General features: G+C 69.0%; 30 protein-coding genes and 1 pseudogene. All 31 read right to left on the reverse strand.

Annotation, left to right across the window (positions count from 1 at the left end; translation table 11 throughout):
* Positions 1-2 precede the first annotated feature (2 nt).
* On the reverse strand, positions 3-311 hold the full coding sequence (locus AB0L71_RS28355; protein ID WP_365248183.1) for a hypothetical protein: 309 nt from the start codon (positions 309-311) through the stop codon (positions 3-5).
* On the reverse strand, positions 308-607 hold the full coding sequence (locus tag AB0L71_RS28360) for a helix-turn-helix domain-containing protein (RefSeq protein ID WP_365248185.1): 300 nt from the start codon (positions 605-607) through the stop codon (positions 308-310). The genes AB0L71_RS28355 and AB0L71_RS28360 overlap by 4 nt, the downstream gene beginning before the upstream one ends.
* Before the next feature lie 115 nt (positions 608-722).
* Complete coding sequence (locus AB0L71_RS28365; RefSeq protein WP_365248186.1) at positions 723-902, reverse strand: hypothetical protein; 180 nt, start codon at positions 900-902, stop codon at positions 723-725.
* Between the two features lie 152 nt (positions 903-1,054).
* Positions 1,055-1,564: a single-stranded DNA-binding protein gene (locus tag AB0L71_RS28370; protein WP_365248188.1), complete on the reverse strand. Its 510-nt coding sequence runs from the start codon at positions 1,562-1,564 to the stop codon at positions 1,055-1,057.
* Positions 1,561-2,415: a helix-turn-helix transcriptional regulator gene (locus tag AB0L71_RS28375; protein ID WP_365248190.1), complete on the reverse strand. Its 855-nt coding sequence runs from the start codon at positions 2,413-2,415 to the stop codon at positions 1,561-1,563. The genes AB0L71_RS28370 and AB0L71_RS28375 overlap by 4 nt, the downstream gene beginning before the upstream one ends.
* A 209-nt stretch (positions 2,416-2,624) precedes the next feature.
* Positions 2,625-2,876, reverse strand: a pseudogene (locus tag AB0L71_RS28380) (WhiB family transcriptional regulator); the annotation flags it as partial.
* A 29-nt stretch (positions 2,877-2,905) separates the two neighbouring features.
* Positions 2,906-3,505 carry a hypothetical protein gene (locus AB0L71_RS28385; protein WP_365248192.1) on the reverse strand — a complete coding sequence of 200 codons (600 nt, stop codon included), beginning with the start codon at positions 3,503-3,505 and terminating at the stop codon, positions 2,906-2,908.
* A 214-nt stretch (positions 3,506-3,719) separates the two neighbouring features.
* On the reverse strand, positions 3,720-4,085 hold the full coding sequence (locus AB0L71_RS28390) for a hypothetical protein (protein WP_365248194.1): 366 nt from the start codon (positions 4,083-4,085) through the stop codon (positions 3,720-3,722).
* Positions 4,078-4,353 (reverse strand): hypothetical protein, encoded by a 276-nt coding sequence (locus tag AB0L71_RS28395; RefSeq protein ID WP_365248196.1) that lies wholly within the window; start codon positions 4,351-4,353, stop codon positions 4,078-4,080. Before AB0L71_RS28395 ends, AB0L71_RS28390 begins: the two co-directional genes overlap by 8 nt.
* Complete coding sequence (locus tag AB0L71_RS28400; protein ID WP_365248198.1) at positions 4,350-4,850, reverse strand: hypothetical protein; 501 nt, start codon at positions 4,848-4,850, stop codon at positions 4,350-4,352. The genes AB0L71_RS28395 and AB0L71_RS28400 overlap by 4 nt, the downstream gene beginning before the upstream one ends.
* Positions 4,847-4,987, reverse strand: coding sequence for a hypothetical protein (locus tag AB0L71_RS28405; RefSeq protein ID WP_365248200.1), 141 nt, complete (start codon positions 4,985-4,987; stop codon positions 4,847-4,849). Before AB0L71_RS28405 ends, AB0L71_RS28400 begins: the two co-directional genes overlap by 4 nt.
* A complete protein-coding gene (locus AB0L71_RS28410; protein ID WP_365248202.1) occupies positions 4,984-5,427 on the reverse strand; it encodes a hypothetical protein in 444 nt (147 codons plus the stop codon). The genes AB0L71_RS28405 and AB0L71_RS28410 overlap by 4 nt, the downstream gene beginning before the upstream one ends.
* 83 nt (positions 5,428-5,510) lie before the next feature.
* Entirely contained in the window at positions 5,511-5,870 is a 360-nt protein-coding gene (locus AB0L71_RS28415; protein ID WP_365248204.1) for a hypothetical protein, read from the reverse strand.
* A complete protein-coding gene (locus AB0L71_RS28420; RefSeq protein WP_365248206.1) occupies positions 5,867-6,151 on the reverse strand; it encodes a hypothetical protein in 285 nt (94 codons plus the stop codon). The genes AB0L71_RS28415 and AB0L71_RS28420 overlap by 4 nt, the downstream gene beginning before the upstream one ends.
* Positions 6,152-6,189: 38 nt before the next feature.
* On the reverse strand, positions 6,190-6,630 hold the full coding sequence (locus AB0L71_RS28425) for a hypothetical protein (RefSeq protein WP_365248208.1): 441 nt from the start codon (positions 6,628-6,630) through the stop codon (positions 6,190-6,192).
* A gap of 106 nt (positions 6,631-6,736) precedes the next feature.
* Positions 6,737-7,078: a hypothetical protein gene (locus AB0L71_RS28430; protein ID WP_365248210.1), complete on the reverse strand. Its 342-nt coding sequence runs from the start codon at positions 7,076-7,078 to the stop codon at positions 6,737-6,739.
* A gap of 166 nt (positions 7,079-7,244) precedes the next feature.
* Entirely contained in the window at positions 7,245-7,478 is a 234-nt protein-coding gene (locus AB0L71_RS28435) for a helix-turn-helix domain-containing protein (RefSeq protein WP_365248212.1), read from the reverse strand.
* 139 nt (positions 7,479-7,617) lie between these two features.
* On the reverse strand, positions 7,618-8,154 hold the full coding sequence (locus AB0L71_RS28440) for a hypothetical protein (protein ID WP_365248214.1): 537 nt from the start codon (positions 8,152-8,154) through the stop codon (positions 7,618-7,620).
* A 219-nt stretch (positions 8,155-8,373) separates the two neighbouring features.
* Positions 8,374-8,664, reverse strand: coding sequence for a hypothetical protein (locus AB0L71_RS28445; protein ID WP_365248216.1), 291 nt, complete (start codon positions 8,662-8,664; stop codon positions 8,374-8,376).
* A gap of 715 nt (positions 8,665-9,379) precedes the next feature.
* Positions 9,380-10,579, reverse strand: coding sequence for a hypothetical protein (locus AB0L71_RS28450; protein WP_365248218.1), 1,200 nt, complete (start codon positions 10,577-10,579; stop codon positions 9,380-9,382).
* Positions 10,579-11,325, reverse strand: coding sequence for a ParA family protein (locus AB0L71_RS28455; protein ID WP_365248220.1), 747 nt, complete (start codon positions 11,323-11,325; stop codon positions 10,579-10,581). Before AB0L71_RS28455 ends, AB0L71_RS28450 begins: the two co-directional genes overlap by 1 nt.
* Positions 11,326-11,540: 215 nt before the next feature.
* Positions 11,541-11,675: a hypothetical protein gene (locus AB0L71_RS28460; protein WP_365248222.1), complete on the reverse strand. Its 135-nt coding sequence runs from the start codon at positions 11,673-11,675 to the stop codon at positions 11,541-11,543.
* Positions 11,676-11,721: 46 nt separating this feature from the next.
* A complete protein-coding gene (locus AB0L71_RS28465) occupies positions 11,722-12,753 on the reverse strand; it encodes a hypothetical protein (RefSeq protein ID WP_365248224.1) in 1,032 nt (343 codons plus the stop codon).
* 80 nt (positions 12,754-12,833) lie between these two features.
* Positions 12,834-13,397 (reverse strand): hypothetical protein, encoded by a 564-nt coding sequence (locus tag AB0L71_RS28470; protein ID WP_365248226.1) that lies wholly within the window; start codon positions 13,395-13,397, stop codon positions 12,834-12,836.
* Positions 13,398-13,623: 226 nt separating this feature from the next.
* The gene (locus AB0L71_RS28475) at positions 13,624-14,859 is read right to left on the reverse strand and encodes a hypothetical protein (protein WP_365248228.1); all 1,236 of its coding nucleotides are present in this window, start codon (positions 14,857-14,859) and stop codon (positions 13,624-13,626) included.
* 376 nt (positions 14,860-15,235) lie between these two features.
* On the reverse strand, positions 15,236-15,715 hold the full coding sequence (locus AB0L71_RS28480) for a hypothetical protein (protein WP_365248230.1): 480 nt from the start codon (positions 15,713-15,715) through the stop codon (positions 15,236-15,238).
* Positions 15,716-16,150: 435 nt separating this feature from the next.
* Positions 16,151-16,573: a hypothetical protein gene (locus tag AB0L71_RS28485; protein ID WP_365248232.1), complete on the reverse strand. Its 423-nt coding sequence runs from the start codon at positions 16,571-16,573 to the stop codon at positions 16,151-16,153.
* On the reverse strand, positions 16,570-16,995 hold the full coding sequence (locus tag AB0L71_RS28490) for a hypothetical protein (RefSeq protein ID WP_365248234.1): 426 nt from the start codon (positions 16,993-16,995) through the stop codon (positions 16,570-16,572). The genes AB0L71_RS28485 and AB0L71_RS28490 overlap by 4 nt, the downstream gene beginning before the upstream one ends.
* A complete protein-coding gene (locus tag AB0L71_RS28495; RefSeq protein WP_365248236.1) occupies positions 16,992-17,870 on the reverse strand; it encodes a hypothetical protein in 879 nt (292 codons plus the stop codon). The genes AB0L71_RS28490 and AB0L71_RS28495 overlap by 4 nt, the downstream gene beginning before the upstream one ends.
* A complete protein-coding gene (locus AB0L71_RS28500) occupies positions 17,867-18,142 on the reverse strand; it encodes a hypothetical protein (RefSeq protein ID WP_365248238.1) in 276 nt (91 codons plus the stop codon). The genes AB0L71_RS28495 and AB0L71_RS28500 overlap by 4 nt, the downstream gene beginning before the upstream one ends.
* A 28-nt stretch (positions 18,143-18,170) precedes the next feature.
* On the reverse strand, positions 18,171-18,410 hold the full coding sequence (locus AB0L71_RS28505) for a hypothetical protein (protein WP_365248240.1): 240 nt from the start codon (positions 18,408-18,410) through the stop codon (positions 18,171-18,173).
* Positions 18,411-18,447 lie beyond the last annotated feature (37 nt).

Consider the following 18,447-nt stretch of genomic DNA (forward strand, 5'->3'; position numbering starts at 1 on the left):
TTTCAGGTGGTGGGGCTGGGGCTGCCCGTTAGGGCGGTGAGGAACGTGGCGGTGAGGACGACGATCGCGAACGCGACCGCGAGCACGGCCCGTACAGCGGTGGCGGCTTCCTCAAGTGCGTCGTCGGGGTGCATGCGGAAGGCGAAGACGCCGACGGTCAGGACCGTGGTGAGGAAGGCGATGAGGCCGAGGCCGGCCTGCCACGCGAGCCCGTCAAGGGCCAGGGACAGGGCGTACGCGGCGGCCACACCCAGCACGGCAAGAACCAGGCCGCGGGCCTTCAGCCATATGTGGTGGGCGACCTTGCTCATGCCGCTTCCTCCCCGCGCAGCGCGGCCAGGAGCGTCGCCCGGTTCGCGGCCTGCTGAGCCTTCGACAGCGGCATGAGGCCCGACGGGGGCCGGTAGTCGTAGACACGGCCGGTGGGCACAGCCTCCGCGTACAGGCGCTCCAGGGCGGTCACGTCACGCCGTTCAGGGGCGTTGGGGCGCTGGAGTCGACGGCGCGCGGCCGTGACGTGCTGCCCGGACACCCCGCAGCGCTTCGTGATGTAGGCGTTGTTGAAGCCCTGGTGGATGAGCTCGGCAACGTCGGGGCGAATCCTCACGGTGCCCTCCTGGGCGGTCTGGTCAGTGGCGGGGTGGGGCCGCGGTCCCGAATGGGGGGCGGGACCGCGGCCCGGGGCCTCCCTGGGGGGGTGTGGGGAGACCGGTGAGGGTGGTTCAGGCGACGCGGTAGTTGCGGGCGTCGTAGCCGAAGTCCGCCCAGTCCTTGGCGTGCTGGGGGGCGACGTCGTTCAGCAGGTGGTCGCGAACCTTCTCGGCGTTAGCGTCCGGGACGTTGATCTGGACGGTGCCGGGGACGGTGTAGCCGTCGGGGTCGAGGAGTCGGATGTCCTGCATGGTGGCCCCCGTTGGTCTGGGTTGTTGTCGGCTCTGCCAGAGTACCCATACTCCATGGCATTCGCAATGGGATATGACGGATTGGCTGCCACCCCACCCACGACAAAGGGGCCCGACCCCGAAGGACCGGACCCCTGCCGCGTACGCCAGGCTCAGAACGGCGCCGCGTCCGAGTAGCCACCACCCCAGCCGCCGCCCTGCTGGCCACCAGCCGGCGCGCCCTGCGCCCACGGATCCTCAGCCGACACCGCACCCTGACGACGCGCCGCCTCCCGCACCTCCGGACGCTGACCGCTGGCCGCCTTCGTCACCTTCGCCGTAGCGTTCTTCAGGCTCGGCCCGACCTCTTCGACATCCAGCTCGTACACCGTGCGCTTCACGCCCTCACGGTCCTCGTACGACCGCTGCTTCAGCCGGCCCTGCACTATGACCCGCATGCCCTTCTGCAGGCTCTCCGCCGCGTTCTCGGCCGCCTGCCGCCACACCGAGCACGTCAGGAACAGGCCGTCCTTCGCGTCCTCCCACTGCTGCGTGTCCTTGTTGAACGTCCGCGGCACAGATGCCACCCGGAACTTCGCCACCGCGGCACCACCCGGAGTCCAGCGCAACTCCGGCTCGTCCACGAGATTGCCGCAAACAGTGATCACGGTCTCGCCGCTCATGCTGCTTCCTCCATCTGGTTCTGGGTCATGATTCGTTCACGCGTCACGTACGCGCCCGAGGCGCCAGGCTCCGACTGGGCGGCCCGGTAACGGTCCATGGACTTCTGCAGGGCGTCCTTCGTCACGCCGAGCCGTTCCGCGGCCTGTTCGCGGGTGTATCCCTGCCGCTGTTCCAGCTCGAACCCGTTCTCGGCAAGCTCAACGAACCGGGGCACCTCCTCGCCCAGGTCCGGTACCGCGGCCGGGGCATCGATCGTGTCGTCATCCCACGCCAACGGCGGCGCCCACCCCTGTCGCTCAGCCAACAACCGGGTCTTCGTCGACGAGCCGGTGCGCATCGACAACTGGTCGTACGCGGCCCGAATCCCGTTGTCAGCGCCGACCTTCAGCGTCTGCCACTTCCCGGCCGCCAGGTACGACACGGTGTCCCGTGACACCCCCGCACGCTTCGCGATCTCCCAGTTGAAGTGACCCAGCGCGTACAGGGCACGCACCCGACGCATCGCACCGAGGGCCGGCACATCCCCGAGACTCACCCGAACGGTGAGCGGAACCCGCAAGATCTTCTCGGCGTTCGCACGGCTCAGGTTGGCCTGGCCATTGATCAGGCGCCGTACCGTCGTGACCGAAACAGCACTCTCCCGGTCAATCTGCTCCATCGACAGTCCCCGCTCCAGGAGCTTGAGAATGTGCTCCCGAACAGGGCCCGCAGGAACCTTCCGGGGCCGACCAGCCATGCGGTCCAATCGCCGTTCAGCGTCAGCCCGCGAAGCCGCCTTCGTGCACGGCGTGCACCTGCACCCGTACGCGTACCGGTTGTGGTGCCCGTGAGGAGGAATCGCCCGGCTCATGCCGCCACCTCCTCGGATACCTTGTCGAGCTGCTCCCGCTCGGCCAGGACCGCGATGACGTTGTTCACCGTCTGCACGTTCGTCCCGAGCTCCCGCGCAATCTCGATCGGCGCCAACCCGCGCCCCTGGGCAGCCTCGAACAGGTCCATGCGCTCGGTCAGGATCTGCTCCAGCGCCGACACGTCACCCCGCCCGTACGACCGGTTCTTCCGGCGGTGAATGGCGCGCCGCTCCCGCTCCGACTTGCCACCCCACACCCCGGTGTCCTGCCGCGTCTCCAGCGCCCACGCCAGGCACTGCTGCTCGACGGGGCACTTCGCGCACACCGCCTTTGCCTGCTCGGCCTGCAGCCGGGCCGGCTTGCTCTCGCCCTTCGGCCAGAACAGTTCCGGATCGATCCACTGGCAGGCAGCCCGGACACGCCAGTTGAACTCAGGGGCGAGGCTGACGGCCTGCCTCATGAGACGGCGCTTCGTGGGGGTCTGGGTGGTCATGACGGGTCTCCGGTGAGGGTGTCGGGCCAGATGGCTTTGGTGATGGCGGCTCGGTGGGTCTGGGGCATGGGGGCGAGGGGGTGGCCGAGCCAGTCGCAGCCGGCGGCCATGAGGGCTACGGCGTCGGCGGCGTTGTCGTTGCCGTCGGTGGCCCAGTCGGGGAAGCGGCGGGCGATGGCGTCGATGACGGCGCCTTTGCCTGCGTTGCCTTTGCCGGTGGCGTAGAGGGCGCGCTGGTTGGGTGAGAGGAGGCCGGTGGGGATTTCGAGGGAGCCGAGGTAGTTGTAGATCTCCCACCAGAGCCAGCCGCGTTCGTGGGCTCCTCCTCCGGCGCGGGATACGGCGGGGAGTTCCATGACGACGAGGTCGGGTCGTCCGATGGTGTCGGTGACGAGTTGGCGGACTTCGTGTAGGGCTTCGCGGCGGGCCTGGTGCGGGAGGCCGGTGATGGGGTTCTTCTTGTCGGTCCAGCCGACGACTTGGCACCAGCCGTTGCTGCTGGCGATTCCGGTGGCGGTGAGGGAGGGGTCGATGCCGATGACGGTGTTCCAGGGATCTCGGGGCACGTATCGGACCTGTTCGGTCGTGAGGGTCATGGGGTGAGCTCCTGTATGGGGCGTGGTCCGTATGGGGTGTCGCGGGTGTAGGTGGCGTGGCCGGGTCTGTGGCCTAGGTGGACGCCGTTGCAGAAGTTGCAGCGGTAGTCGCGGAGGTTGGTTCCGCCTTGGCCGTGTATCTGCCGGGCTCGGCGGCGGGCTGTGCTTCGGCTGGGGAAGCGGGTTTTGCCGAGGCAGGAGATCTCGTACTCGGTCACCGGGGCTCGTTGTCCGGGCTGTGGATTTTGGCGAGGGCGACGGTGATGGGGATGGCTCCTTCAATGCCTTCGGGGCATCGGGTCCAGTTGCCTTGGTCGTCGAGTCGGGCGTACCGGTGTTCGGCGTGAGCGACGGACACATGGCCGGGGAGGATGGCGTCGGCTTCGAGGACGAACGGGTCGTGGTCGTGGTGGCCGACGCGGCAGAGGTTGCCGTTCCAGATGCGGTAGCCGGGGTGTTCGGGGTAGGGGCGGCCGAGCTGGTTGGTGCCGTTCTCGGCAAGCACGAGGGCGTTGCGGTTGGTCCGGGCGAGCTGGCCGCTGAGGATCGCGATGTACGTCTGGTCGTGGGTCTCAGCCATTGGTCGCGCCTCCCGTAGCCGCGCTGGTGGCCTTGTGGTGTCCGCAGCGTCCGAGGAGGCAGGGTTCGGCGCGGCGGGTCCACTCGTCGCGGCCGATGAGTTCGTGTCGCCAGCCGGCGGCTGCTTCCTTGCGCCGGTTGGCGATGCGGGGGGTGAACTCCTTGTGGGCGTCCTCGGCGAGGGGGCCGACGGCGCTCTCTCGCACCGAGCCGGTGACGCAGCCTGTGGGGTCGATGCGGATCCAGAATTCGCGGGGTGTGTCGATCACGGCTCGGGGTGCTCCTTCGGCTGGTCGTCGGCGGCCTTGTTGCGGAGGGCTGTGGTGTCGAGGGTTTGGGTGTCGGCGTTGGTGGTGGCGGCTTGGTGGAGGGTGAGGGTGCGGGGCCGGCCGTGGAGGTCGGTGCAGTGGGCGGCGGCCTGGGCGGCGTGGTCGAGGTGGGCGCGGGTGCTGATGGGGGTGGTGTGGGTGGCGCCTTGGGCGCAGGGGGTGAGGACGGTGAAGGGGATGTCGGTGCCGGGGAGGTGCTGGAGGCGGGTGCCGGACGAGAGCAGGAGGTGGGCGCCGCCGCCGGGGGTGGGGGCCCAGTCCTGTATGCGGCGCTGGGGAAGGTTGGCGAGGAGGGCGGCGTGGTAGGCGGCGGTCTGGGCTTCGGCGAGGAAGTCGGGCCGTGCGGGTCGGACGGGGAGGACCGCTGGGGTGGGCTTGGTGGTGGCCAGCTTCGGGGCGGTGCGGGTGCGGGTTTTGGTGCTGGACTTGCGGCTCACGGGTGTTCTCCGTCCGGCGGGTCCTGCGGGTTGGGGTTGGTGGTGCCGTGGCCGTGCTGGGAGGCGCAGATCATGGCGAGTGCGATGAGCCCGAGCACGGCGGCGATGAGTGCGGGTGCGGTGGGCGGCCAGGTCACGAGGTGGTGGTCTCCTCGGGGAAGGGGCTGTCGGGCTGGATGGCGCGGCGTGCGGCCTCGGCGTAGCCGGCGCGGATCGCGGCTTTCGCCTTGTCGGGGTCCTTGCGTGAGACGACGCCCCCGCTGTGCATGGACTTGATGTCGCGGTCGGCGCGGTACTGATCGAGCCAGCCCTGCTGTTCGTTCTCCTTGATGCGCCGGTCGCGCAGGTCGCGCAGGGCGAGGAGAAGGTCGTCGAAGGCGCTCTCGGGGATGAGGGCTTCTTCGAGGACGATGGGCTGTCCGTTGACGTCGTAGAACCGGATCTGGATGGCGTGCTGGCGGCCGTGGCGGATGAAGTATTGGGCGCCGATGGTCCTGAAGGTGGCCCAGAGCTGCAGGATGGGGGTTCGTTGTCCGCGCCATAGGTCGCTGATCCGCGGGTCGTTTTCGTCCGTCATGGGTCCTCCTCTCGGGTTCGGGTGTGTGGGCTGTCCGGCTCCCCTCGGCCCTGCCCGTGCGAGACGGGCGGGGGAGGCAGCTGTCAGTCCTGGGGGGCGTCCGTCCACTTGCCGTGACGCACGGTCCGCTGGAGCAGGTGTGCGTCCGGGTAGCCGGTACGGTGGCGCGCCAGTCTGTCCTCGACGACCGCGCGGCTAGCGCTTGCGTAGTTGAGGACCTCGGCTTCGGGTCCGTCGGGGGTCAGGCGGATGCCGTACTCGGTCTCGATGGGGTCGGCCAGCACCTCGGCGCGGGGTGCCCATCCGGCTGCGCGAAGGGCGGCCGCGTACCGCTGGTAGCAGCGCTCACAGTCTGGGCAGGTCCGGTCGCCGGGCTCGTCGCCGCAGTTGCCGCAGACGGCCCCGGCGTCGGACAGGGCCTGCATCGCCTCGTTGTCGCTCATCGGGTGGCCTCGTTCCAGTAGTCGGTGTTGTGGGTGATGGCGGTGCGCATCGCGTATTCGTAGGCCCGCCAGTCGGTGATCTGGGCGCGGTAGCCGGCGAGGTAGGCGGCGGTGTAGGTGGTGCCGGAGACGGTGGGGTCTTCCATCCAGGCGAGGCGATCTTCGAGGGTGTTGAGGGGGGTGCCGTCGTGGATGGCGTCGTAGGCGGTGGCGCGGCCGTGGGCGTGGTCGGGGTCGCGGGGGTCGTCGAGGGTGTTGAGGGCGATGGTGAGGATGCTCATGGCGGTGCTCCGATCTGGGCGATGGTGCGGGCGGGTGGTCAGGCGGCTTCGCGCTGGGCGGGTACGGCGGTGAGCGTCTCGGCGGCCTGCTTGGCGCGGTCCAGGACTCGGAGGACCTCGAAGGGCTCGGGAAGGGCGCCGGTGAAGAAGTCGGCGGTCGTCACCCAGGTGCGGATGTGCTCGAGGTGGTCGTCGATGCCGGTGTCCGGGTCGTGGGGGGCGTTGGTGGGGAGTACGGCCGAGATCCAGCGGAGGGCGTCCTGGGTGGGCTCGTTCGTCTCGAGGAGGAGTTCGGCGGTCTTCGGGTCGCGGGTGAAGGCGGTGGGGATGCGTCCGGTGACGGCGCGGAACAGGGCGGCTTCGATGCTGAGGGCTTCGCGGGCCGGGGTGACGAGGCTGTCGCGCTCGAGTCCGAAGTAGCTGAGGAGCTGGCCGGCGACGTCGAGGATGGTTCCGGTGCTGGTACGGGGCAGGTTCATGGGGTGCCTCCGGGTTCGGCGTGCGTGGTGGCTGGGCACCCGGCCCCGGGGAGCTACTGCGCACCCATCAGGTGTGGTGCTCGACTCGGGGCCGGGGAGTTGAGGGTCAGTCCTCGATGGGCCGGGGGTGGGCGTCGGCGCAGTCGGGGCACTGGAGGCGGCCGAGGTTGTAGCCGTCGGGCTGTTCGGTGGGGAGGGCGTCGGGGTCGTGGGCGTCGAAGATGCAGCCGCAGGTGCAGGGGCAGGCGCAGAGGAGGATTTCGCTGTGCCGGGGGGTGCGGATGCCGGTTATGGCGATGGCGGCTGCCATGAGTGCGTCGTACGTGGTGGCGGAGGCGGTGTTGTCGGCCTGGTCCATGAGGTCGTCGAAGCGGGTCTGCTGGTCCGCGGTGAGGTCGCCGTAGTTGATGGTGGCGGGGTGTGTGCGGGCATGGCTGATCACGCTCATGGCGGCGCTCCTGGGATGGGTAACTCCGGCCTTCCCTTTGGGGGTTGGCCGTTGTCGGCTACGCCAGACTAACTCATATTCCATTGCGCACGCAATAGATTCAGAGTGAGGGCATGAGAAAGCCCCCCACCTCCGGGCTGGAGAGTGAGGGGCTACGGGGCCGGCGTCAGCCTTCGCGCTGGGCGACGGCCTTCCGGTGTGCCATCAAGATGTCGGAGTACGACACGTACAAGACCCGCTTGCGGCCCCAGTGCTGGACCGGGATCTCCTCCTGCTCGATCCACCTGCGGACAGTGGACTGCGAGAAGGGGTGGCCCGTCCCCTTGAGGAGTTCACAGATCTCCTTGAGGTTCATCAGGTCGCTGGGCGCGCTGTAGGGGGTGAGGCTGGTGATGGCCATGCAGGACTCCGCTCTCGACGGCCATCGTTCGCAGCTCCGGCGGCCGATTACGGGTGGACGCACTAGTGGAGGTAGTGAGTCCGGCTATGGGGGATGTGATGAATGTGTGGTGACGGGTGGTAGACCTGCCGGAGGGTGGTCAGGTTGCTTGACTTTTCAAACTCTTTAGCCGGGCAACGTGCTGCTGGGCGATGTGCGCGAGCGACCAGGTACGGGACAGTCCGGCATCGTCCACGCAATACCGATTCACGCAGAACGCCTCCCCTTCATTCCGGTCCCAGTACATTCCCCAGCAGCCGCAGCCGGGGCAGGGGTGGCGGGTGACGACGTCGGTGTCTCCGGCGGCAATGGCGTGCTCAAGTCCCTGCCGGTAGATCAGGGCCTCGCGGACGGCCTGGCGTTCGGGTTCGAGGTGGGCGGTGTGCTGGCGGGCCCAGTCGTAGACACGTTCAGCCTCGCCGGTGAAGCGGCCGGCTTCGGGCGCGGAAGCCCGTGTGTGGGTCTCGACTTCGTACACGGCGGCACGGATGCGGTCGACGATGCCGATATTCAGCGGCGCGGGGGCGTGGACTTGTGTGGCTGTGCGCCCGTCCCCGGGGCCGCGGCTGCCGGGCTGGACGAACTCGCGCTGGAGGAGGCGGAGTCGTTGTGCGGTGGTGTCGTCTGCCTGGCCCATGGTGTCCCCGTCCGTATTCCGGCCTGGGGGCGCGGTACGTGACGGTGTGCACGTGCGGGCGCGCGCCGGTGGCCGGAGGTTGTCACTCCGGGTGATTCCGGACGCCCCAGTTTGGCACGGGAATTACCTGAGTTGAACAGAAAGTGCCAAGTGATCAACGATGCGTGCGGGACTGTTGCGGACTCGTCACGCAATGTCCGATCTTCGTGGCCGGCGCGCTCACAGCATGTTCGGTGAGTCAGCCATTCCCCCGATCATGCCGCGCAGGGACTCATGCGCCGGCTCCCCCACCACGCCCTCGGCGAGTGCCCCATCAAGCATCAGGAGCACCGCTTCGAGAGTGATGGCGTACGCGTCCGCGGTCTGCGGGTCCGTGAGCGTACGCCCGCGCGCAAGGAACATCGCTTCCATCGTTTCGGCGAGCTGCTGCTGCGGGGTGGGCGGCCCCGCGGGTTCGGGAACGGGGGCCGATCTCCGGCGCCCGCGTACTCGGCTGAGTGGCTTGCGCATCGAGATGACTCTGGCGTACGAGGGGGACTGTGCCCCCGGGGGGCCGGATCCGGGGCGGGTGGGTTCTGCTGCTGAGGGCATGGGGCGTCTCCGCTCCTCCGGCATCGGGAAGGGCGGCCGCGCACTCGCAGTATGTGCAGCCTCCCCCGGGTGGCTGCCGGTAGCCGTACCGGGGAGTACCACTGTGGCACCTGCAGAAGATCCCTAGTAAGGCGAGGCGAAGTTTTGATTCGGCTGTGACTCGCGGGGGAGTAGTACCGGCCAGTTTCTGGGCGGGTATTGCCGGGCCTGGGTGACGGTATGGAAGTGCCCCCGGGGCGTGGCCAGGGGGCGGAGTTTGCCGACAACATCCCGTGGCCGGCCGCGGGGGCCGAGACCTCACGGGCGTGCCCGTCAGATACGGGGATTGTAGGCCGCGGTCTCACCGCGCCGGGAGGGCTTTGGTGTTTCTGGTGGTGAGGGGTGCGGGGGCAGGGTGCTGCGACTCCCGGGTGGGAAGACCCGTGCCCCCGCTGCCGGCCTGCCCGTGTGGGCGTCAGCTCTTCCACCCAACCCACAGAATGCGTGTATGGGGAAGACGTCTGCTTGAGGATCACTCGGACGTGTGACCGAAAAACCCGGGCAGGGTACGGGAATTCGGCCGGAACTGGCCGGATATGCCAGCGGCCCCATTCCCCACCGGTGGGGCGGAAAACGGGGCCGCGGGTCAGCAGGGCTACAGACCGTCTATGAGGTGCTCGCCCAGCAGGGTCCGGAACTGGGGACTGGCTGCTGCCTTGAAGTCGGCAGCCGCTGCCTCGGCTCCCCCGACGAGCTCGAAGTACCGGCTCAGAGCTGCTCGGCGCTCCGCCGTGTCCAGCTTCCGAAAAATTATGTCCATGGCTTCCCGGCCGTCGGTCCACGGCATCTTGACCTGGCGACGTTCCGCGACCGGCACCTCAACCGGACCGGCGGGGGCGGTCTCAGGGGTGACGGAGGCTCGAGGTTCCGGCAGCGACTGGCTCGGCACCTCGGGCACCGGTACCGGCTCGGCGACAACAGGACCGGCCACGGGGCTGGGAGCTGCGGGGGACGGCTGCGCGTGCGCCGCGGCATACGCGAGCTCGGCGACCGGAACCTCTACAGGAATCTGCTGTGCGCTCAGCGGTTCTGCAGGAGCGCTCTCCGAGTTGGCGGCAGTCCTCTGCTTGGCTGCCTTGCGGGCGGCTGCTCGGGCCGCTGCGGCAGTAGCCCGGCGTTCCTGCTCCGCCTCCCACCATGCCAACTGATCAGCCGCGCCCCACTCATGGTCGCGAGCCAGCTTGCCCAGCGAGCGGGCCACCTCGAGCGGGATGGTCTTCTTCCGCACCAGGCCCTGTACTTCTCCGGTCAGGTGCGTGAGCAGCACCCGCTGTGTGACCCACCCGTCGACGCGTTCGAAGTGCTGGGCAACGGCCCGGTTGGAGCCGAACTCTGCAACGAGGGCCTTCACGGCGTATGCCTCTTCGACAGGGTCGAAGTTCTGCCGGTCGACGTTCTCGGAGACGACAGCCTCCATGAACGTCTTGCGGTCCTTCGCGAAAGCGTCGTCGACGACGCAGTTGAGACTGGCGAGGCCAACTGCGGTAGCGGCGCGGTAGCGGCGTTCGCCGCTGACGAGGACGTAGTCGACGTTCCCGACCTTGTCGGCGTGGTCGGGCCACAGCTTCAGGTAGGCGATGCGGCTGACCACGGGGCACGGCTGGTTCTGCCGTCGTTGGAGGCTCTTCCCGAAGTCGATCAGGTCGTCTTCGGTGCCGAAGTCTTCTCGTGGGTTGACCAGGTTCGGGGCGAGCCTGGTGACAGGTACTCGGTACAGCCGGCCGTCGGCCCGGGTGTCCGGTACTGACGTAGTGTCGTCGTCGCCGAAGAAGTCATCGAATTCGTCGCGGGCCATTACCGTGCCCCTGCGTACTTCTGGCGACGCAGCTGGTGCTCGAGAGCAAGGGCTACGAAGTCCTGCTTGGCCTTGGTCGAGGCGTGGTTGGGCTCGTACTGGGTGCAGAAGCGGCCGTTGATGATGCCTCGGGCGTGCTGCTTGTAGTGGCGGATGTTGGTGTTGTACAAGTCCCATCCGCGTCGCTTCACCATGCTGATGGTGCGGTCGCGGTCTGCTGTGCCGTCCCTGGGGTCCCAGTTGTTGATGAGTACGCCGTAGGGAATCTGCCGCGGGATGAGGACGCGCTCGATGGTGACCTTCGTGGGTGTGAAGGCGGCCCCTTCGGCTTCGAGGGGGACGATGACGTCGTCGGCCACGTCGAGGATGGCTCGCAGGGCGTCGCCTACAGCGCCGTCGCCGAGCGGGTCGATGGACTCGTCGTCGTCGTCGTCGTCTTCGTTGAGGGGCATAAAGCCGGGGGTGTCCACGAGGATGTGGTCGGCCTTGGCTCGCCGCAGGCGACGGAGTTGCTCGATGTTGCGGACGCTGGCGTTGACGACGCGGAAGGGGACTTCGCGACCGGCTGCCCGGACCTTCTCTGCGTGTTCCACGCTGGTGGCCTGGGGGTCGATCGACACGACTGCGACGGTGGGGTCCTCGCTGGTGCTGCCGGTGGTCTCGGCGAGAACTGCGCCCATGTTGGCAGTGATGAGGCTTTTGCCCACCCCGCCCTTCCTGTTCAAGAGCACGGTGATGTGAGGCATCTTGCTGTCTCCGATTACTTCCCGATGGTGCTGGTACTCCGGACGGAGGGAAGTCTCTCAGACGAGCGGATCGGAGTCGGACAAGGCCGAGGGAGAGTCGGAGCTGTTTTACGGCCGTAAAACTCGGTGCCGCGCGTTCGGCTGCCGCGGCTGTCCGGGCGCCCGGCTGGTGCTGTGCATGAGGTCAGTTTTACGGCCGTAAAACAGCCGCTGCCTTACTCGTCGTCCTCGGGCTCGGTCATCTGGTCGGGCAAGGACGGCTCGAGGAACAAGCCGCGGTAGGCGGGCTTCGGGGCCTGCGGCTGCATCTTCCTGGACTTGATGGTCTGCTGCTGGGGCAGTTCGGGCATGGCAGGTTCCATTCGTGCGGTGCTGCGGTGCATGGGTATCCCAGCCTCAGATCGCGGAAGCGATGTAGCCGTAGCGGATCCGATCGGCAATGCACTGGGCGGCGATGGCGGCGCATGCTTCCTGTGCCCAGTGCTCAGAGGTGGCCGCCTCCTCGCTTATCTCAATGCTGGCCCCGTAGACGGACCGGTCGAACCGCACCGGGATGCCTTCGCTGCAGGACCAGTCAGCTTCCCAGGTAACGGTCTTCTTTCCGCGGGCACGCCCGCGCACCCAGCGCTCGAGGGTCAGCGTGACGTCGTGCTGGGTATCATCGGGCAGGTAGACCACCGCTGTGGTCTTGTCACTGCGTTCAGTTCGGTTGCCGCCGTGCGGGCCGTACAGGTAGTGCCGGGGGTCGACGTGCAGGTCTCCTCGCATCCACCACGGGTCGTGGATGCTGCTGGTGTCCCGAGGCGCCCATACCCGCCAGCTGAAGCGTCCGTTGTCCAGTCGCAGCCCGGTCTCTCGGGATTCCCACTTCTTATGGTTGAGACGGCGTTGGATCCAGCGGCCGTGGTCCTCGGTGTGCACGTAGAGGGCGCCAAGCGGTCCGAGGCTGATGTGGGCAGCGAAACCCTGCTCGCTCGCTGGATTGCCTACCTTGAACTGGATGCTGAGGCCGCCCAGGCCGCGGCCGATGATGAGCTGGGCACCGATAGCACTGGTGGGGCGCTCCGGCCATGGGCCGGGCTCGGGCGCCGGCAGTGGGACTGAGGTCGCGTCCTCGAGCTGTGTCGTGGTCTTAACCCCCCGAGGGCGGGTTTTGGTGAAGTGGCCCGTGTATCGCTGTCCGAGGGTCCACTCGTCGGGGTCCAGAGTTCCTTGCGGCTGAGGTCGGATGCCGCACCGGTCGCAGATCACCCACCGTGCACGGTCACGGGTTCTGTACTCAGAGTCGTATCCGTCCACGATCGGCCGGTGCCCACGCAGGCGGCAGAGGGCAATGAGCCGGGGCAGGTCGTACAGGAAGTAGCCGCGATTCAGGAGGGCCCTGGCCTGGGGTTGGTCCTTGCTGTAGTCGACGGTGAAGCGGTGCACGTCGGTCTCCTCTGGGGGGGAGGTGGGGAGTTGCAGTCCACGTTTCCGCAGGTTCGGTCGTTCGTTGCCCCTGGTCTCTGTCATGCGGCGTCGAAGGCGCGGCGGACGGGCTGGGCGCCGCCGTGCTTCCGGTCAAGGGCGGCGCGGATGCTGGCCTGGAGGCCGTCGGCGGCCTGGCCCGCGGTGAGCGCTTCGAGCGCGGCCACGGCGTCCGTGAACGCGGCCTCGGGCTCGCGGCGGTGAGGGTCAGCGAGCGCCTGGTCCTGCCGGTCGATGGCTGCTCGGACGTGGGGGTTGGTGACGGTGTCGGGCTTGTGGGCGCGGGCTGCGGCCAGGGCCCGGTGATAGCCGGGGGAGGCGGTCTCGCGGGTACGGACCGGGCCGCCGGGTGCCGGGGTCGGCTCGGCCGGGACGGGATCGACGGCCGGGGTGCCGGTCGTCACCGCCCCCACGGGCAGGATGCGGATGGACCGGACGACGACCGTGCCGACCTTGTCGTTGATCTGCTTCGCGAGCTGGCCGCCGAGGATCCGGAGCTGGGCGGCGTAGGCGTGGGAGCCGGGGCGGAGGTCGAGCCGACCGCGCTCGGGGTCGAAGCCGGCGGGTTCGATGTGGCCGACGTACTGGGGCACAGTTCCGCCCACCGGTCGAGAATGCTCCCGCCGGACAGGCCAATGCCCCAGCCCTGTTCGGCATTCAGTTGGCCGAGAAGGGCGCCGAAGCCGACCGGGTCGCGGCCGGTGCCGCGGTCTGTACGGCGGGTGCGGCGGCGCTGCTTCGGCTTGGCTGCCGGTGCCGTGGGGGCGGTGGCTTTGTACGCGGCAAGGGCCTGGCGGGCGAGGTCGCGGCCGGACCCGGTGGGCTGCTCGGTCATGCCCAGCTCTCCTCTCGGGAGTCCATGCGGACGGCGTAGGTGCACAGGCGCACCCCGTACAGGTCGAGGGCGTCGTCGGGGTCGGTGGCGTAGTGGTGGGCGACCTCGGGCCACAGGTTCCAGTCGGTGCGGGCGCGGAGGCGGTCTTCGTCGGTCCGTTCCGGCTGCTGCTGGGCGGGGATGGCGGCGAAGAGGGCGGCGAGGCGGGCGGCTTCCTTGCCCGCGGTGCTGTCCTCCCACGCAACGAACTGCACCTCGTCGACCTCCACGACGGTGGGCTCCTGGTCCTCGAGGACGCTGTCGGTCGCGGTACGGAGAGCGGCGGCAATGAGGCGGTGCGGGCGGTCCGGCTGCCAGGCGTACCCGGCAGCGTGCTGGTGCCCGGTCTCGGCGGCGAACCGGACGGCCTGGTCGTCGGTCCACTGCTGCTCGCCCATGTCGGCGCACACCCACCGCAGCTGGTCGTGGGTGGCTTTGCGGGTCCAGGGGACGTGCCGGCGGATGGTGCGGGCGAGTTTGTCGCCAAGCTGCATACCGGCGGCAGTGATGGTCGCGCCGAGGATGGTGGCCCGCTTCTTGTCGCTGCCTGCTTGTGCCGGGATCTTCGAGGAGGAGGTGGGAGCGGTCTTGTTCGGCCGCTCTGCGGTAGTAGTTACACCCCCCACCATCTGAACCTGACTCTCTTCATCAGCTGAGGTAAGGGAAGGGGTCGCAAGAGATCGTTTAGCCGGGTTGTCCACAGGTCCCGAAGAGGCGTTATCCACAGGGCGGTCGGGGGCGGCCGTGGGGCGGGTGTCGGGCATCTGCCGATAGTCGCGAACGATGCGCGCCCCGTACCCGGTGCCGATGATCTGGTGGCCGAGGGCGTGGTCGTACACGGCGGGGATGATAGCGGCGTACACGGTGGCGGTGGCCGCGTATCCGCCGAGCCCGTGGGTGCGGCGGACGTTGCGGCGGGTACCGCGCTCTGCCCAGGCGAGGGAGCCGAGCTGGCGCAGGTACTTCACGTGCCGGGCGACGTTGGACCGGTGGATGTTGAGGCGGACGGCGGTGCCTTCGAGGTCGTACCGGACGTGCCCGGTCGAGTAGTCCATCCGCTTCGCGAGGTCGCGGGCGACGGCAAGGGTGGTCTGGTTGGCCTTCGGGTGGAGGCCGGCCGCGATGAGCCACTCCACCGAGCGGAGCCAGTTCCGGGGTCCGGTGTGCCGGGAGGCGGTGGTGTCGACCTCCATGTGGTTGGCACTGACGGGCGCCCAAGTAGCAGTTTCGGGGCACTGCGTGCCGACTTCTGGGGTGGACTTTTGCCGCGAATCGCCCATCTGGGCGCGCTCAAGCTGACAAGCAGGGGTGCGGTACTGCACTATGTAGCTGCCTTCCTTGGTTGATGGAAATGCAGAAGCCCGTCTCGACGGGTGGTGGTTCGCCAGAACCTGTTGTTCGCTCGACCTGCTCGGCCCCGGTCGCCAAACCGGATCTGAGAGTCGGGCCTTAGCTCGGTCGCCAAACCGAGCCGTAGGAAGTGGCCGCGCACGATGCGCCAACATCAGCGGCCAGCGGTAGAGGAAGTGCCCCCGCCAAGGGGCCAAGGACCTCCCGCCTAGGAAGTCACTACGTCATCTGATCCCCCTTGCTGGGCGAGGTCTGCTCCTGCGCCTGCTCGGCGAGGAAGTCATTACGGAACCCGCCCCGTTCGGCGACGCGCAGCATGTCCTGCGTCCAGTTGCTCGGGCCCGTGGCCTGATCCCAGGTCTCGTTCCACCCGGGCCGGTAGGCGGGGTGGTGACGCCACATGCGCGTGAAGAAGCGCATCGTGGAGCAGGGGAAGCCGTTCGAGCCGTGGCAGGTGAAGCAGCGAGCCCAGCTCTTGCCGTCTTTGCCGACGTACGTGGCGTGCTGCGTGACGGCCATCCGGAGAGAGAGGACTCGATCCACGGCCTGATCCCGGGCGGGGCCGGCCGGAAGTTCCTTGGCGGCGGTCAGCTCTTCCTGGAGTCGCGCGTACACGAAGTCCTCGGCGTAGAACTCCCAGCCGAAGTCCGGGTCGGTCTTGCGCAGGTACTGGGCGGGGTGTTCGCCCTGGGCGCTCATGCGCTGGTGTGGGTAGTGGTGACAGGGCTCCTGCGCTGCGTCGGCGGTGTGATGTTCACGCCGGTCTGCGAGGTCCCACTGTCCGTATCCCCGGGAGGCCGGGTACGCTTCGCCATAGAACTGGCACCTTCATTCTCGCGAGTGTGGTGTCGGTCGGCCCCCGCACCAGATGCGGCAAACATCTGGAGAACTGCGGGGGCTTTCCTGTTGTCTTGGTGGCCCCGTCCGACCGGACCCATTCCTGAGTGGTCGTCTGGCGCCAGGCTGAGCCTACCGGTTGAACCCGCCACTTGTCCCACCCCTTGCCGAACGTGTCTTTGATCGGACTTGTCGTCAGATAGGCAGGTCGTCGCCCAGAGTGGGCTGACCTGCGGTTGTGTCCTATAAAAATGCACCTGAAATAAGGTGATCTTGCTCGGAGTGGTCGCCATCACTTCACGACGCAATCCGCAGCAGCAAAGGAATAGGGGACTCCGCGCCGGTTCGGAGGTCGAGGACCTGCCCCGACTCGCCTACCTCCTCCTCGGGTTGGGTCTCTGCCCGGCGGCCGGCCCGCCCCTTGGCCGCAGCCCGGGTGCACTTCCGGCACCGGCAGGCGTAGTTGTTGTACCGGGCCTCGCCATGCGCGAGATCCTCCACCCGGGCCTTCCTCCCCTCGGCCTTCGCGTCCGTGAGGGCCTGGCCAAACTCGCTGTCCGTGCGGGCGGCCCGCGCGGGGATGTTGCGGTGGATGCCGATGTGGTCGGCTGCGGCGCCGAGGTACATGCCGGACCGGACCGCGTCCAGGTACAGGGTGCGCAGGGCGGTGTCGAACACGGTCGGACGGCCACGGCCGCGCGTGGGGCGGGTGTTGGTCACCGGTCGCCCCCGCGGGTGGTGTGGGTGTCGTCGTCGGCGGGGTGTCGGGGTGGGTGGACGGTGCGGGACCGGGCGGCGAGGCCGGCCATGGCCGTGTACCCGGCGTCCTGCAGCTCGGCCCGGAGCCGGTCGAGGGCTTCGGGTGTCCAGCGGGGGCGTGCGGCGAGTTTCCCGGCCCGGTACCCGACGGGCAGGGCGGCGTCCCAGATCCGGCGGACGACGTCGGGGTCGATGTCGGGGAAGAGGAGCTCGGGCAGTTTCTTCGGGGCGCCGACGGCGTCGAGCATGCCCTTGGCGACGATTCCGGCGAGGTAGTCCCCGGAGGACTGGCAGCGTGCGGTGAGGGCCAGGTCGGCGGCGGCCTCGGCAGCGTCGACTGCCGGGTTGGTGGCCGGGGGGCGGGTGTCGGGTGTGGTGGTCATGCGGCGGGCTCCAGCGTGGTGGGGAGGGGCAGGGCGGGGGCAGTCGGGGTGGTGACGAGACGCAGGCGCCTGCCACCGGTGTGGGTGGCCGGGTCGGTGCCGGCGGGCCCGGTGCGGGAGGTGCTGCGCCTGCGGGGGCGGCGGGTTCGCGGGGCGGGGGTGAGGAGCGTGAGCGGGAAGCCGGGGGCGACACGGCGCTGCCTGGACCCGTCGGTGTTCGGGGCGGCGGCGATCGGCCAGAGCCCGTCCCACACGATCCGGTGATTCGCCGGGAGCAGCCCGTGGTGGACGGCGGCCAGGAGGAGTTCGTCGCGGGTCGCGGTGTCCTTGTCCAGGCCAAGGAGCGAGCACAGCGCGGAGCGGTGCCAGTTGGTGCGGCGGACGTCCATCCCAGCCCGTCGGGCCACCCTCGACTCGTACAACTCCGTGGCCAGGGCCCGCAGCACGGCCTGCTTCTGCGGCGACCGTGCCTCGGTCAACGCCTGCTCGGTCACAGCCGGAGCACTGGCCCGGCGGGCGATCAGGGCCCGGTGCCGTTCGAGGGCTATCTGCCCGCCCCACACCCCTTCCGGCTCCGCCAAGCGCACCACATCCGGGGCCCCGCCCGAACCCGGCTCCACGATCTCCGTGTTTGCGTACGCGCGGCACTCCAGCTGTACCGGGCACCATCCGCAGATGCGTTTCGCCGCCTTCTCCCGGGCGATCCGGTCCTTCTGCGGCTCCGCACCATCCCCTGTGTACGGGGCCCACGCATCCACGGACACGTCCGGGTCGCCGGCCGCGGCGCGCGGGTTGTCCGGGTCGGGGGCGCAGCCGCGGTACCGGTAGTGCGGGTGGTCGGTCAGGGCCTGCCGGGCAATCAGCGGCGTCGTCATGGTGTGTCCCCCTCCTTCGGGTTGTGGCGGATCGTGCGGGCCAGCTCGTCGTCGACGATCCGGTCGGCGGCGGCAAGGACCCGCTGCTCCGCGATCGCGGCGTCGATACGGCGGCGGAACGCCTGCATGTCCCGGTGCTGGGCGGCCTCGGTTAAACGGCGTGCGGCGCGCTCCCTGGTGAGAGCGCGCCGCACGGTTCGGATCTGCTGCCAGGCATACGCGCCGGCGGCCACAGCCACGGTGGTGAGCACCGCGGCGAGGACAGGAATCACGGTGCTCACCTCCTGAACGGATGTCTGGTCACGGGGCGGGCCGCGGGTCGGTGGTGGGCTGTACGTACAAGTCCCCGATCCGCTGGTACGTGTCGGCGACCAGGTGCTCGGCCGAGACGACCGCAGGGTGCTGGTCCGGCCGGTACCGGACGAACGCGGCCGGGTTACTCCCCGGGCGCCGGTTCCGGTACCGCAGTGCGGCAACCGCCACCACGGCGACGTTCAGCGCCAGAACGGTGTAGAGGAAGGGCATGACGACGTTGCCCACGGCGGGGCCTCCTTCAGAGGTGAGTTGGCCCCGCGGT

The organism is Streptomyces sp. NPDC052052, assembly GCF_040680455.1.
Lineage (GTDB): Bacteria > Actinomycetota > Actinomycetes > Streptomycetales > Streptomycetaceae > Streptomyces.